The 14,250-nt window shown below is 56.6% G+C and carries 17 protein-coding genes; 11 read left to right on the top strand and 6 right to left on the bottom strand.

Going from position 1 to position 14,250, the window contains the following annotated elements; translation table 11 throughout:
* The first annotated feature begins 1 nt into the window (after position 1).
* Positions 2–1,306 carry a chromate efflux transporter gene (gene chrA / locus AAC599_RS05905; protein WP_340149479.1) on the top strand — a complete coding sequence of 435 codons (1,305 nt, stop codon included), beginning with the start codon at positions 2–4 and terminating at the stop codon, positions 1,304–1,306.
* Between the two features lie 18 nt (positions 1,307–1,324).
* Positions 1,325–1,921, top strand: a complete 597-nt coding sequence (locus AAC599_RS05900; RefSeq protein WP_340149478.1) for a LysE family transporter — start codon at positions 1,325–1,327, stop codon at positions 1,919–1,921.
* Here AAC599_RS05900 and AAC599_RS05895 read toward each other — a convergent pair.
* Entirely contained in the window at positions 1,918–2,802 is an 885-nt protein-coding gene (locus AAC599_RS05895; RefSeq protein WP_340149477.1) for an ABC transporter substrate-binding protein, read from the bottom strand. The two genes, AAC599_RS05900 and AAC599_RS05895, sit on opposite strands and share 4 nt — an antisense overlap.
* A 51-nt stretch (positions 2,803–2,853) precedes the next feature.
* Positions 2,854–3,216 carry a helix-turn-helix domain-containing protein gene (locus AAC599_RS05890; protein WP_340149476.1) on the bottom strand — a complete coding sequence of 121 codons (363 nt, stop codon included), beginning with the start codon at positions 3,214–3,216 and terminating at the stop codon, positions 2,854–2,856.
* 137 nt (positions 3,217–3,353) lie between these two features.
* Between AAC599_RS05890 and AAC599_RS05885 the strand changes: the two genes are divergently transcribed.
* Entirely contained in the window at positions 3,354–3,926 is a 573-nt protein-coding gene (locus tag AAC599_RS05885; RefSeq protein ID WP_340149475.1) for a flavodoxin family protein, read from the top strand.
* A 111-nt stretch (positions 3,927–4,037) separates the two neighbouring features.
* On the top strand, positions 4,038–4,781 hold the full coding sequence (locus tag AAC599_RS05880) for an NYN domain-containing protein (RefSeq protein WP_340149474.1): 744 nt from the start codon (positions 4,038–4,040) through the stop codon (positions 4,779–4,781).
* A gap of 29 nt (positions 4,782–4,810) precedes the next feature.
* Here AAC599_RS05880 and AAC599_RS05875 read toward each other — a convergent pair whose 3' ends face one another.
* Entirely contained in the window at positions 4,811–5,998 is a 1,188-nt protein-coding gene (locus AAC599_RS05875) for a calcium-binding protein (RefSeq protein ID WP_340149473.1), read from the bottom strand.
* A gap of 229 nt (positions 5,999–6,227) precedes the next feature.
* Here AAC599_RS05875 and AAC599_RS05870 point away from each other — a divergent pair, with 229 nt between their 5' ends.
* Genes AAC599_RS05870 through AAC599_RS05860 form a run of 3 tightly spaced genes read left to right on the top strand, consistent with a single transcriptional unit; the run spans position 6,228 to position 7,322 of the window.
* Positions 6,228–6,557: a metalloregulator ArsR/SmtB family transcription factor gene (locus tag AAC599_RS05870; RefSeq protein WP_340149472.1), complete on the top strand. Its 330-nt coding sequence runs from the start codon at positions 6,228–6,230 to the stop codon at positions 6,555–6,557.
* Positions 6,554–6,985, top strand: coding sequence for an SRPBCC domain-containing protein (locus tag AAC599_RS05865; protein ID WP_340149471.1), 432 nt, complete (start codon positions 6,554–6,556; stop codon positions 6,983–6,985). The genes AAC599_RS05870 and AAC599_RS05865 overlap by 4 nt, the downstream gene beginning before the upstream one ends.
* A gap of 25 nt (positions 6,986–7,010) precedes the next feature.
* Positions 7,011–7,322, top strand: coding sequence for a YciI family protein (locus AAC599_RS05860; RefSeq protein ID WP_293962562.1), 312 nt, complete (start codon positions 7,011–7,013; stop codon positions 7,320–7,322).
* Positions 7,323–7,383: 61 nt separating this feature from the next.
* On the opposite strand, the gene AAC599_RS05855 is transcribed toward AAC599_RS05860, so the two are convergent.
* Both AAC599_RS05855 and AAC599_RS05850 read right to left on the bottom strand, forming a co-directional pair.
* Positions 7,384–8,496: a VPLPA-CTERM sorting domain-containing protein gene (locus AAC599_RS05855; RefSeq protein WP_340149470.1), complete on the bottom strand. Its 1,113-nt coding sequence runs from the start codon at positions 8,494–8,496 to the stop codon at positions 7,384–7,386.
* Between the two features lie 121 nt (positions 8,497–8,617).
* A complete protein-coding gene (locus AAC599_RS05850) occupies positions 8,618–8,950 on the bottom strand; it encodes a YegP family protein (RefSeq protein ID WP_340149469.1) in 333 nt (110 codons plus the stop codon).
* 201 nt (positions 8,951–9,151) lie between these two features.
* On the opposite strand from AAC599_RS05850, the gene AAC599_RS05845 reads away from it, so the two are divergent.
* The 3 genes from AAC599_RS05845 (at position 9,152) to AAC599_RS05835 (ending at position 11,669) form a co-directional block, all read left to right on the top strand.
* Complete coding sequence (locus tag AAC599_RS05845) at positions 9,152–10,654, top strand: NAD(P)/FAD-dependent oxidoreductase (RefSeq protein WP_340149468.1); 1,503 nt, start codon at positions 9,152–9,154, stop codon at positions 10,652–10,654.
* 125 nt (positions 10,655–10,779) lie between these two features.
* Positions 10,780–10,965 (top strand): hypothetical protein, encoded by a 186-nt coding sequence (locus AAC599_RS05840; protein WP_340149467.1) that lies wholly within the window; start codon positions 10,780–10,782, stop codon positions 10,963–10,965.
* A 230-nt stretch (positions 10,966–11,195) separates the two neighbouring features.
* The gene (locus AAC599_RS05835) at positions 11,196–11,669 is read left to right on the top strand and encodes a helix-hairpin-helix domain-containing protein (protein WP_340149466.1); all 474 of its coding nucleotides are present in this window, start codon (positions 11,196–11,198) and stop codon (positions 11,667–11,669) included.
* A gap of 9 nt (positions 11,670–11,678) precedes the next feature.
* Here AAC599_RS05835 and AAC599_RS05830 read toward each other — a convergent pair whose 3' ends face one another.
* Positions 11,679–12,308: a LysE family translocator gene (locus AAC599_RS05830; protein WP_340149465.1), complete on the bottom strand. Its 630-nt coding sequence runs from the start codon at positions 12,306–12,308 to the stop codon at positions 11,679–11,681.
* A 324-nt stretch (positions 12,309–12,632) separates the two neighbouring features.
* On the opposite strand from AAC599_RS05830, the gene AAC599_RS05825 reads away from it, so the two are divergent.
* Positions 12,633–14,051, top strand: a complete 1,419-nt coding sequence (locus tag AAC599_RS05825; RefSeq protein ID WP_340149464.1) for a hypothetical protein — start codon at positions 12,633–12,635, stop codon at positions 14,049–14,051.
* Positions 14,052–14,250: the final 199 nt, after the last annotated feature.

The following is a 14,250-nucleotide window of genomic DNA, read 5'->3' as shown; positions in this document are numbered from 1 at the left end:
GATGACAACGGAAACCGGAACCGATAACTTGACATCTCGGAGCAGCCCCAGTGTGCCTGAAGTTTTTTCGGCCTTTGGCCGGATCGGCCTGCTCTCCTTTGGCGGCCCGGCGGCGCAGATCGCACTCATGCATCGCGTGCTGGTCGAGGAAAAGGGCTGGCTCAGCGAGCGGCAATATCTGAACGCGCTCAGCTTCTGCATGCTGCTGCCGGGACCGGAGGCGATGCAGCTCGCGACCTATGCGGGCTGGCGTCTTCATGGGGTCATCGGCGGGCTGATTGCGGGATTGCTGTTCGTCCTGCCGGGCGCGGCGGTCATCCTCGCCTTGGCAAGCATCTATGCGTTTTATGGCTCGGTTCCGCTCGTCAGCATGCTGTTCCTCGGCATCAAGGCCGCCGTGGTCATCATCGTGATCGAGGCGCTTTTGAAAGTCGCGAAAAGGGCGCTCAAAGGCACAACGCCCTGGATCATCGCCGCCCTCGCCTTTATCGGCATCTTCTTTCTGGAGCTGCCCTTCCCGCTCATCGTCCTCCTCGCCGCCCTCTACGGTTTTTTCCGAAAGGGCGGAGAGGCGGAGAGCGCGCAAGAGCCGCTGCCTCAAAGCCGTTCGCTCCTTAAAACCACGCTCTGGATTGTCTTCTGGCTTATCCTCTGGTGGGTGCCGGTGCTGCTGGTCGGGCCACTCTCCGGCGCGCCGATCCTGACCGATATCGCACTCTTCTTCTCCAAGCTCGCGGTGGTCACCTTCGGCGGCGCCTATGCGGTGCTCGCCTATATGGCGCAGGATGTGGTCAACCAGTTCGGCTGGCTCGGCGCGGGCGAGATGATGGACGGCCTCGGCCTTGCCGAGACGACGCCCGGCCCGCTCATTCTGGTGACGGAGTTCGTCGGCTTCCTCGCCGCCTTTTATGAGGGCGGGTTCCTGATGGGGATCGCGGGTGCACTGCTCACCCTCTGGGTGACCTTCGTGCCCTGCTTTCTCTGGATCTTCACCGGCGCGCCTTATATCGACTGGATCTCCCATCAGCCGCGGCTGGAACGGGCGCTGAACGGCATCACCGCCGCCGTGGTCGGCGTCATCCTCAACCTCTCCATCTGGTTCGCGCTGCATGTCTTCTTTGCGGACGTCACGAAGCAGCAGGTTGGCCCGATCACAATCTGGCAGCCGACGCTCGCCAGCTTCGATATCAAGGTGCTGATCCTTGCACTCGTTGCCGCTTTCCTGTTGCTCTACCGGAAATGGTCGATCACGCCGGTATTACTGGTTTGTGCCGTCGGCGGACTTGGCTTAAGTTACCTGCTCTAGGACCTTGCCGGAGAGAACATGACGGGGGATTTGATATTACTGGTGCTGGCGGCGCTGCCGCTGATGGGAAGCCCGGGACCGGCAACCTTGAGCCTTGCCGCCATGGGCGCCGCCTTCGGTGCGGGCACGTCCGCCAACTATCTTTTCGGGATCATCCTCGGGACGGCCGGCGTGCTCCTGCTGATTGCCGTCGGGGTTACGGGTCTCATTCTCGCCGAACCGGCGCTGACCACGGTCATCGGCCTGCTCGCCGCCGCCTATATCCTCTATCTCGCCTACCGGATCGCCACCGCGCCGGTCATCGGCAGCGGCATTACCGCCAGCAAGCCTCCCTCCTTCGCGGGCGGGTTCCTGCTCGCCATCGCCAATCCGAAGGCCTATGTCGCCATCGGGGCGGTCTATTCGGGGAATATCCTGCTGCCCGATAACCTGCTGCTCGATACCATTGTCAAGATTGCCGCGCTCAGCCTTGTGATCGTGCTCGTGAATTCGATCTGGCTGTTCTTCGGATCGCTGCTGGCGCGCGTCCTGCGCAACCCGACCATCGGCCGGATCGTCAATATCCTGTTCGCGGTGATGCTGGTGGCGTCGGTCGCGCTCAGCCTGATCCCTTAGGCGGGCGGCAGGCTGCAGATGCGGCCATAGGGATAGCGGTCCTTCAACAGGCCGTTATAGGCGAAGATATCCATGGTCGCCTCATAGGCGCTCTCCGTAATCTCCGGATGCCGGGGCCAGCAGCCGAGCTTCTGATAGGTCGCAATGCAGTTGGCGAGCGCCGCTTCATCGATATCCGGGAAATAGGGTTTCTCGGCCTTCGCGATGTCCGCCGCCGGGGTATCATTCATATAGTCCCGCGTCTTGCGATAGGCGCGCATGAAGGCCGCCGCCATGTCCGTTTCCAGCCACGTCTTGGTGGCGGCAAGGCTTGAAAAGCCGCAGGCACCGATCTGCTTGCCGACCTGAGCGACGATATGGCCGACCCTGTCCGCCTCAAGCTGCTGCGGGAACGGGCCCTGCTGCTGCACATACTGCCCCTGCCCGTCGCGGAACGCCTTGTCCATGGCCGCCGCGCCGCCGACATTGATCGCCTTGATCTTGTCGAAATCGATGCCCGCCTTGTGGCAGGCATATTTGAACATGACAAGCGGCTGGCCACCACCGAAGAGGACGACTTCCGCCCCTTCCAGCTTTTTCCAGGTGAAATCGGGGTCTGCCTCGCGCGCGGTGAGGAAAAAGCCGTCCATCTCATTGATTTGCGCAAAATGGGAAACTTCCATCGTCTCGCCGCGGGCCAGCGCGCCGAACCCCTGGCTGAGCGCCGACTGCACCACATGGGCGCTGCCGTCTTTCAGCGCATCGATCGCGCTTTTCCCGGGCACCGAGACGGACCAGTCCGGCTCAAGCCCTTCCTCTTTCAGAAAGCCGCCGGACATGGCCGAAATCAGCGGCGAGTAAAAGGCGGAGAAAAGCGTGAACTGGATATTGATTTTTTCCATGGTGCGGCGCTCCCGTTTTATCGTTGTTATGGGGTCAGGCTAACACGCCCCTTATTCCGCGGCAATTTCCGACTTGCCTTCTTTTTCCTTGTCTTCCTCGTCCCAGCGGACCGCCACCTCGTTCAGACCCTGCAACACGCTGTGCAGTTCCGCTCCCCGCTCGGTCAGGGAATAACTGACCGTCGGCGGCACCGTCGGCTTGTAGTCGCGATGGATCAGGCCCGACGCCTCCAGCTTGCGCAGGCGGTCCGTCAGCACCTTGGCCGAGATGCCGGGTATCCGCGCCGTAATCTCTCCGAATCGCAAGGAATTCTCATTCGAGAGCAGCCACAGGATATAGGGCGTCCAAGGGCCCATGATCTGGCCGAGGATGCTCTCCATCGGGCATTGTGTGTGATCTTCTTTCGCAGCCATGACCATAATCTCCAATAAAATTGAAATTATCTCATTACTTACCTTTAGGTAACTACTTGCAAAAAGAAAGTAAAGGGCTTACCTGCCTTTTGTCTTGAAAAATTATACGCTTCTTCAGAAGCCTTAGGAGTAAGAAAATGACGAAAGTTGCGATTATCTATTTCAGCGGCTACGGCCACACCGTAAAGCAGGCGGAAGCCGTCGAGAAAGGCGCGGCCTCTGTCAGCGGCGTCTCTGTCACCACACTCAAGATCCCCGAAGACGGCACGATCGCGGACAGCGTCTGGGAAACCCTCGCTGATGCCGATGCCATCATCTTCGGCAGCCCGACCTACATGGGCGGCCCGGCCTGGCAGTTCAAGAAATTCGCCGATGAAAGCTCGAAGCAGTATGCAACCCTTAACTGGAAGGACAAGGTCGCGGGCGGCTTCACCACATCGGCCTCGGTCAATGGCGACAAGTTCAACACCATCCTGTATTTCTTCACCCTGTCGCAGCAGCATGGTCAGATGTGGGTCGGCACCGGACTTCAGGCCTCCAACAAGCTTGAGCATGGTCCGGGGGATGTAAACTGGACGGCGGGCTACTCCGGCGCCCTCGCCATCGCGCCTGCCGATTCCTCCCCAGAGGAAGGATCGAGCGCAGGCGATCAGGAAACCGCCCGGCTCTATGGCGAACGGGTTGCCACCTTCGCCGCCAAAATGGCCTGATCCCTCCTGTTTGAACAGGTCAGCGCCGCGGTTCAACAATCATGGTTGTAAATCCGCGGCACATGCGACATTGTCGGGCCGAGCCCTATACCCTGCCAGAGAGGCCCGACAATGTCCGAACCCCGCTCCCCCCGCCTCGCCGTCCTCATCGATGCCGACAACGCCTCGGCCAGAATAGCCGACGGCCTGTTTGAGGAAATCGCCAAGATCGGAGAGGCCAGCGTGCGGCGGATCTACGGGGATTTCTCGCATTCACGCTCGAAAAGCTGGGCCGATGTGCTCCAGAAACATGCGATCATGCCGCATCAGCAGTTCGCCTATACCTCGGGCAAGAACGCGTCCGATATCACGCTGGTGATCGATGCCATGGACCTCCTGCACAGCGGGCGGTTCGACGGTTTCTGCCTTGTGTCCTCCGACAGCGATTTCACCCGCCTTGCCGCCCGCATCCGCGAGGAAGGCGTTGATGTCTTCGGCTTTGGCGAGCGCAAGACGCCGGAAAGTTTCCGCCAAGCCTGCCGCCGCTTCATCTATACGGAAAACCTGCATGGCGGCAGCGAGGATGCCAGTGATCAGCGCTCCCCCGCCAAAAGCAACCAGCAACCGCCGAGCAAGGCCACCCCGCTGATCAAGAAGGCCATCGGCGAGCTGGAGGGGGACGATGGCTGGTTCTCCCTCGGTGTGGTCGGCAACCAGCTGATCAAGCTCTATTCCGACTTCGATTCCCGTAACTACGGCATCGCCAAGCTCAGCGATCTCGTGCGCCAGACCAAGGCCTTCGATATCGAAACTCCGAAACAGGGCGGCACCGTCCGTATCCGCCTGAAATCCTCCACCCGGAACAAGCAGGGCTGACAGATCGCCAGCCCTGTGTGCAGCAAATTCTAGCTCACGTCACTGACTGCAATCCCGAGCCCCTGAAGCTCCGCATCCGTCAGCCCGCCTTCGGTATTTCCAAGGCTGGCATTAGCGAGAGTGACGGAAAAATCCTGCTGATCCGCAATCGAAAGAATGGTATTGTTCCCCTCTTCCTCAAGATTGACCATGTTAGCGCGATCCGCCGATGCGGTGATACCAAGCGCATCAAAAATACCATCAAGATCAATCACATCGCCCTCGGATGCATCGAAGTCATTGATACGGTCATGACCCTCGGTGATTGCGAGGACGCCGCCCGCATCCGGCGCAACACCGGAATAGACGAAGCTGTCGGCTCCGTTGCCGCCGAAAAGCCGGTCATCTCCTTCATCGCCGTGCAATTCATCATCATCGCGACCACCGCGCAGGACATCATCCCCGCCATTGCCATGCAACTCGTCATTGCCCTGCCCACCACGCAGGGTATCGTCGCCGCCGGTCACGACTCCCGAACCCGTGTTCACGGCGACATCTCCGTATAGGATATCGTCACCGGCATTTCCATCGAGACGGTCATTACCTCCTTCGACATTGGCGGCGCCCCATACGCTGTAGGCATCACCGCTGATGACGTCATTCCCGGAGGCCCCTTCGAGCACATCATCACCACCGGTAAGGATGGCATAGCCGGAGACAAAGCGGGCATCCCCATAAATATCATCATTTCCGGCACCGCCGCTGATATCGTCAGCCGCGCCCGCCAATGTCGCATAATCCTGCACCCAATTGGCATCGCCATGCAGTTCGTCGTCGTCGTTACCGCCATCGATCGTATCGCTGCCGCCGGTCACCGATGCATTGTCATCGGCGATATAGATGTCGCCAACAATATAGTCATTGCCGTTACCGCCAATGAGAAGGTCCGCGCCGCCAGTGACGATGCTGTGATTATAGGCCGTGCGAAGATCGCCATACAGCCGGTCATCGCCATCTGCGCCATCCAGTAGATCATCGCCGCCAATGAGGCTGATATAGTTGGTGGTGTTATACATATTAAAAGCGTCGCCATAGAGCCCGTTTGACTGGCTGTCGCCATAAAGGCTGTCGTCGCCACCAGCATAATCGCCACTTACAATATCATGTTCATCACCATAAAGATCCGGCGTTCCCGTCGCCGCGTAGAGGGTATCATCAGTTCCATAAATTATTGCCATGTTAAATTCCCAATAAAAATAATTAAACAAACAGAGAATGTTTTATTTATTAAATTACTATAATATTTCCAGTTATATTTTATTTATTTAAATATTATTTTATTTTTACTTAAATATCGTCTGAAGAAATACTTCAGCACATTTCCTCCCTTTGACCATTTAATCCGGTTGACTCTTTTTATTTTCGTATTATGTTAATTAACATATTAGTTAATATAAAGGGGCTTCCATGTTCAACGAACTCTCAGACACCTTTGCCGCCCTTGGTGAGCCGACGCGCTTCGCCATTGTCGAGCGGCTCCTCAAGGAAGGGGAACTTTCCGCCGGGGATCTGCACGATGTTGCCGACCTTTCCCCGCCCGCCATTTCACGGCATTTGAGAATCCTGCGCCAGGCCGGCGTGGTCGACCAGCGCATCGATGCCCAGCGCCGCCTCTATTCCGTCCATCCCGAAACCATGAAAGCCATCAGCAACTGGACCATGACCTATCGCGAGTTCTGGGAAGGCAGCCTCGACCGGCTGGCCATGGCCCTTGACAAGGAGAAGAGGAACACATGAGCGAGCTGACCTTGGAGCGGACTTTTTCCGCCGATCCGAAAACCGTCTATGCCTTCATCACGGAGGAGGCAAAGCTACTGCAATGGTGGGGACCGGAGGGCATGACCGTGCCGGAATACAGCCTCGATCTCACCCGCCCTGGCTCCTGGTCCTCGGTCATGGTCAATGCGGAGGGAGAGCGATACAAGGTCACCGGCGAGGTTGTCGCCGTCGATCCGCCCCGTTCCGTGGAACTTACCTGGGCCTGGCATGACGAGAACGATGCACGCGGCCATGAAAGCCGGGTCCGCTTCGAGGTGTCGCCGGACGGACAGGGCGGCACGCGCTTTCGCCTGATCCATACCGGGCTGTCGGACGACGAGGCCGCCGCCGGACATACCGAGGGCTGGACCTCGGCGCTCAGAAAACTCGAACGTATCGCCAATTGAGGCTATTTTAACAGGAGGAAAACTGATGCCTAAATTCGTCTTCGCCTATCACGGCGGCAAGCAACCGGAAACCGAGGAAGCAATGCAGAAGGCCATGGCCGCCTGGGGCGCCTGGATGACGAAGCATGAAAAGGACTTTATCGATCCGGGCAATCCCGTCGGCAAATCCAAGACCGTCACCGCCGATGGCGTCCTCGATCATGGCGGCAGCAATCCGCTTTCGGGCTACAGCCTGATCGACGCACCGGATATGGACGCCGCGCTCGAGATCGCAAAGGGCTGCCCGATGATGGATGACGGCGGCACTGTCGAGGTGATCCAGGCCATCGATATGTAGAATATATGCCGGAGGCTCCGCTTCGGGGTCTCCGGCGTTTCTTTACCGGCCGCGCGACAGATCAGCCTTGCTGCTTTTTCCGCCGGCGGGCGATGTATCCCAGCCCGCCGAGCGCCGCGCCGAAAACCCAGACCGCCGCCGGCAGCGGCACCGCCGAAATCTGGTAAGCCTGCAGATTCCCGTCCACCAGCGCCTGACCGACAATATGCCGCCCGTCCGGGCTGATCCCGTAGGCATATTGAAGCTGCACGACATCTTTCAGGGGATCATAGGGGCTGATCAGACTGTTGAGGTCGATCATCCCGCCCTGCTCGTCCCAGTAAAAGGCCAGATCCTGACCCGTCGCATCGCTGCTGTAGCCGACGATCTGGTTCGTGCTGCTGATCCCCTCCCCGTTGCTATAGCTGCCGCCGAGCGTTCCAATATCGATCATCGCATCGCCGTTATAGAGAAAGGCATGAATGTCGCCGCTCTCCGTCAGGCTGTAGCCGGTGACCCAGCCCTTGTCATTGATCTCTCGTGATTCGCTTATACGCCCGCCGAGCGTGCCGATATCCTTGCTCACGCCCTTCTCATTCACAAAGGCATGATAGTCGCCTGCGGCAGTGTCGGCATCTCCGGCGATCTGTCCCTTGTTGTTGATACTCTCGCCATTGCCATATTCACCGCCGAGCGTGCCGATATTGGTCATGACCCCGTCCTTATAGAGGAAGGTGACCGACGGGCCGTCCGGCGTAACGGTGCTGTTGCCGACGATGGCGCCATCGTTATTGATGCCCCAGCCTGCGCTGAACCCGCCACCGAGCGTGCCGATATTCGTCATCTTCCCGTCACTATAGAGGAAGGCGCGGGTTTGACCGTCCGCCGTCAGGCTGTTCCCGGTGAGCTGACCCTTTTCATTGATGCTGTAGGCGGCGCTGGACTCCCCGCCGAGCGTCCCGAGGTCTTTTAGCTCGCCGTCATAGACAAAGGCGTGGTTGTTGCCCTCGGCGGTTTCGCCATATCCCGCGACCTGTCCGGCATTATTCGCCGTGATCGCCGAGCTGGTATCCCCACCGAATGTCCCGAGCAGGGTAATCTTGTAGAGCGATGCAGCGAGAGCCGACATCGGAGTGAGGATACTGACGCCGAGAAAAGCGGCGGCGCATAAAAGGTGAGTATTTTTTTGTTGCATGACGGGCTCCTTCTTTCCCGTCAAGACGCTGCTGGCGTCCGGGTCGTGAACAGAGCCCACTCATGCGTATTTTATCCTCGGAAGAAGGCCCCGGCCCTCTCCCGTAAAAGGATAGGTAATATCAGGTCTGGTCGTCGGTCTTGGCGCCATCGGTTGCGCGGGCGACGGCTCCCGTCCCCTCCTTCGCGCCGCTCTCGCTCGCATAACCCTGGCTGGAGAGGATGACCTGACCGTTAGAGGCCTTCAGGTTGAAATACCATTTACCGTTCTTGCCTTCCTTGAACTCGTACCGGCCATCATCGGAGGCATTCTTCTTCACTGATTCAATACCGTTTTCCGCACTAGCCTTGGCCTTGTACCCTTCAGAGGTACCGACAATCTCTCCATTGCCCGCTTTCAGGCGAAACCGGAATTCACCGCCATTGTCCTTGTACAGTTCAAACTTTCCTGCCATGTCGCTCTCCCGTTCGTAAGTCGGTTTATGGTTGGTTCCGTATTATTGTGTGGAAACAATTTATTTTGCAACTGTTAGGGACCGTGTGGGCGCCGTAAAATTTCAGAGGCCCGATGCGCAATCTACTATTGCGCGTTGCCCGAAGATGGCTATGCTCTATTTAAGAACAATAACGCCAAAGGCGATCAGGAGGACGAACCCATGGATGTGGCGGTCGACAACACCCCGGATACGGCAACGGAAACCCTGTATTTTGACGTGCTGATCATCGGCGCGGGGATTTCGGGCATCGATGCCGCCTATCATCTGCAAAAGCTCTGCCCGAACAAGAGCTTCACGATCCTTGAGACGCAGGATACCTTCGGCGGCACCTGGGCGACCCATAAATATCCGGGCATCCGCTCCGACAGCGATCTCTTCACCTTCGGGTTCAAATGGAAGCCCTGGAAAGACGACCCGATCGCCACGGCGGACAAGATTCTCCGCTATCTCGATGAAAGCCTCGATGAGAATGACCTGCGCCGCCATATCCGCTTCTCCCATCAGGTCGAGAGCGCCCGCTGGTCGAGCGAGGAGAAACAATGGACATTGAGCGTCCGCAACAAGGACACCGGCGCGCTTGAAACCTATGCCTGCAACTTCCTCTGGATGTGCCAGGGGTATTACCGCCATAGCGAGGGCTATATGCCCGACTATCCGGGCATGGAGGATTTCAAGGGCGAGATCGTCCATCCGCAGACATGGCCCGAGGATCTCGATTACACGGGTAAGGAGGTTGTCGTTATCGGCTCCGGCGCAACGGCGGCAACCCTGATCCCGGCGATGGCGGGCACGGCCGGTCATATCACCATGCTGCAACGCTCCCCCACCTATTTCTCCGCCCGCGCCAATCGCGACGAGCTGGCCGAGACATTACGCGAGCTCGACGTGCCCGACGAATGGGTGCATGAGATTGCGCGGCGCAAGGTCCTCTTTGACCAGAAGGAGATTACCCGCCGCTCATTCGAGGAGCCGGAGGGCCTGCGCGAGGAACTAATCAAAGGCGCCAGGATGTATCTTGGTGACAGCGTGCCGGTCGATCCGCATTTCACCCCAACCTACCGCCCGTGGCGGCAGCGTCTCGCCTTCGTACCCGACGGGGATTTGTTTCAGGCGATCCGCAAGGGCGATGCCTCGGTCATCACCGACCAGATCGATCATTTCACGGAAACCGGCATCCTGCTCAAATCCGGCAAGGAGCTGAAAGCCGACATCATCGTCTCGGCCACCGGCTTCAATATGAGCGCGCTCGGCGATATCGACTTCACCATCGACGGCAAGCCGCTCAATTTCGGCGACTGTTGGTCGCATCGGGCGATCATGTTCTCCGGCATTCCGAACATGGCCTGGGTCTTCGGCTACCTGCGCACAAGCTGGACCATGCGTTCGGACATGGTGGCGGAATTTGTCTGCCGCCTGATGAAGCATATGGCGCAGAAAGGCGCGAAAATGGTGGTGCCGGAACTCCGGGAGGAAGACCGCGATATGCCCGAAAAACCCTTTGTTGACCCTGAGAACTTCAATGCGGGCTATATCACCCGGGCCCTCGCGATCATGCCCAAACAGGGCGACAAGGACCCCTGGGTGCATACGCAGGACTATTATGCCGACAAGGAAACGCTGGGCACCGCCGATCTTGATGACGGCACGCTGATCTACAAATAGCCGCCGCCCGTCACGCGGTATCGTTGAATTACCTTGCCCCAACTGTCACAAAACTGTAACATAAAATGTATATACATGTGATATGCATTTTGTATAGTCGGAAGATGCAGTGGAGTTGTGACGCAATGGCGGCAGAGAAGAAGCAGAAGAAAAAGGAACGGAAAGACAGCCAGTTGATCATTCGCATAAAGGGCAAGGAACGGGACCGCTTCGTCGAGCTATGTGACGAGTTGGATACCAGCGCCGCCCGCGAGGTCCGCCGGTTCATCCGCGACTTTCTTCAGCAGCACGCCCGCCAGGAAAATGCCTGACGCTCCCGCATAAACCGATTATGACAATGAAGGAGGCATATTCATGGCCAAGAAAGCAAAACTCAAGGACCTGAAGAAGGAAGTCAAACTCCGCAAAGCAAAAGTCGCCAAGCAGGAAGGCAAGCTGAAAAAAGCGAAGAAGGCGCTCAAGAAAGCGGCCTGATCGCCCACGCAATTGACAAGGCTGGCACCGCGCCAGCCTTTTTCACTCCGGTTCAAGGATAGCTGACATGCTGACGATATTTGATGTGAAGGGGATCGGCCCGACCACGGGCACCGGTCTTACCGAAAAGGGCATTACCACCGCCGAGCAGCTCGCGAAGGCCGAGATTGCGGTGCTTCTCACCGTCTCCGGTATCGGCGAGGCCCGCGCTGAACAATTGATCCAGGCGGCAAAGGCGGCCCTCGTCCCGGCCCCTGTCTCCGACATTGCCGCGGCGCCGGTCAAGGCACCGGTTCCGGCCGCAGCCGCCCCGGAAGCTCCCGATGCAACGATAAAAGCCGACAAGAAAAAGGCCGAGAAGGCAAAGAAAGACAAGAAAAAGAACGCCAAGCCCGCCAAGGCGAAAAAGGCTGAAAAATCCAAGAAGGCCGACAAGGACAAGAAGTCCAAGAAATCAAAGAAGGACGCCAAAAAGGATGTGAAGGCGAAGAAGGACGCTAAACCTTCCAAGAAAGCCAAGGCCAAGAAAAAGAAGAAATAGGGCCGCGTGCTATCCGCCGAGCCGGGCGGTGAGGATCTTGAACCCGGCAAAGGCGAAGACCACCGCAAAAACCCCTTCGAACCAGCGGCGCAGGCGGGTGTAGGCCGCGACCATCGGCGCGCTTGAGAAGATCAGCGCATAGCCGAAGAAGATAACGGCGCCGAGCAGGGCCACGGAGCCGATGATCACCAGCAACGCCGCAGGCGGCACCTGGGCCGGAACGCCCACGGAATAGAGCGAGCCGAAAAACAGCACCGCCTTCGGATTGGTCAGATGCAATGTGAGCCCGCGCCGGTAGGCGGCGCCATAGCTGGTGACCGTCAGGCGGCTTTGCGCCATTGGCGCCCGCGACAATGCCGCGCGCGCCGACTTGACCGCAAGATAGAGGAGATAACCGGCGCCGATATAGCGGATCACCTCGAACGCCCAGGCATTGGCGAGCATGATCGCGCCGAGGCCGAATGCCGCCGCCGAGGACCAGAACAGCGAGCCCGTCATCACCCCTGCCGCCACCGCGAGGCCATGTCCGCGCCCGGCATTCATCGAGGTGCCGGCAATGGCCAGCGTCGCCGGTCCCGGGCTTGCAATCGCAACAAACGCGGCAATCAGGATCAGGGGAAGATGCAATTCGCTTATCATGGTCGCTATCCTTGAAAATGTCCGGGCAGCTTATCCGCCTCCGTTGCGCCCTGCAATCCCCCAGTTGCGCCGCCATGGTTTTCTGGCTATGAGACCGGTATTCCTGATCATGTGAGGAGAGATCGGTGCTAAGTGGTATTTCGGGAAGCTTCGTGAAGATCGTCTTCGCAGGCGATGCGGATATCTTTCTCGCGCGGGGGCTTGCCACGCGCCCGCCAGAGCAGGCGTAGCCGTTGCACTAAGGTTCAGGAAAACTCGTCCGTTCACAAGCCCGGCAAGCGCGCGTCTTAGCTGATAACCTTCAATCAGAATGACGGAGCCCCCATGTCGGATCAGAAAAACCAGCACACCCCGGTCCAGGAAACAAAGGAATTTCAGGAAAAGGTTGTCGACTTCATACTCGATAACGATATCCGTGTTATATTTTACGGCGAATCCCATCTCGAAACTGACAGGGATACACAATTACCTGTTTCGCTGATTCAGGCCCTCTGCGACAGTGAAAAGATAAATTTGAAAGGCGTCTATTTCGAATGCGTCAACAAAGTCCCCGACATGAATGATGTAGTCGAGAGCACACAGTACCGGAACAAAATAATTCAAGAATACAAAACGACCGCCTCCGATAACGACAAGCCGAAAACTCCTCAGCATTTGTACGAGTATGAAGATATCGAGGCATATCTGTACTTTACCAATAACTCTGACAAGATATTTGCATTTGGCCGGGACCATCATGAGTTCACCAGGAAAACCCTCAACGCCGCGATTGCGACAGTAGAACCCAAAGAAGTCATTGTAATATCGATAGGATCCGCGCATTTATTCGAGATGACGGATGACGAAAACAAATATGCCATGTGCCTGGTTTCCGAGGGCGATAATCCAAGGCATAGAAGCGGGGAATACAGAGCCGCAGACAGCACAGAAACCGCAACATTTACGAAGGTTATGGAAGATAAAGAATTGGGTATGGTTGTTATACCGACTGATTCCAAAGGCCTTGTCGATTATTTTGCCAAGAAGTATCCCACATTTGGAATTCTGGCGATTAACGGATTTTGGCAATCGGCTTTCTCGCAGCAAGCTCCAAAATTTTCATTCGACACGGACAAATTCGAGATTATCGTGTGCAACCGGTCGGTCCGTGACCTCGCAAAGCGGCATCTAACAAATCCTAAAGTCATTATTACAAAATCCTATAAAAATTGGGACGAGGCTGATTTAGATCTGATGACATCTCTGATGAAGCAAGATTCAGATATTAAAAGCAACGAAGACGATAACGATAACGATAACGATGCAAAATATGACAAAAATAAAGATGCAAAACCAAATTACCTGAACAAGCATTTACTTGAAAAATTCTCTGCATTTGACACATATTTTCTCGATAAAATCTTTATCGATTACATTGTGGCCGATAAATCGCTCAAAAATTTTGAAAATATATTTAAAGAAGAAAATGGCCTTAATTTCGGAAAATTGATTGAAAGAATGAATTTATATTTTAAAATGAATGATATTAAAGATATTTCACCATATTTATATTTTACGTCTATTACAGGAAACCAGAAAAACAGGAATGATCCGACTGACAGTTTTCTCAGAGCGCTGGCAGATCGGATTAACTCCCAGAAAGACTCGCAGGAAGAGGAAGACTCGCATGGCTCCATGCAGCCCGATAATGAAAATAACATAGATACGGGTATGGATTACTTTGACTTGAGCGACGACGGTTAAAACGGTAAAACGGCGGGAACGATTCCGGCGGGGCCGCATAGGGGGTGGCAAAGGAAAGCACGCCCGACGAGGAAGCGCCTTCTCGCGCAACTTTGCCGCTGCTGCTTTTCGGTTGACTAGGCGTCACGCCGAACCTAGCCTATCGCCATGATCAAAAGTTTTCAGAAAAAGCCATTGGTAATTGTGATGGGACACGCGC

The sequence above is a fragment of the uncultured Sneathiella sp. genome (genome assembly GCF_963976355.1).
GTDB lineage: Bacteria > Pseudomonadota > Alphaproteobacteria > Sneathiellales > Sneathiellaceae > Sneathiella.
The sequence above is the reverse complement of the archived record's forward strand: the minus strand, read 5'-3'. Positions and strand labels throughout refer to the sequence as shown.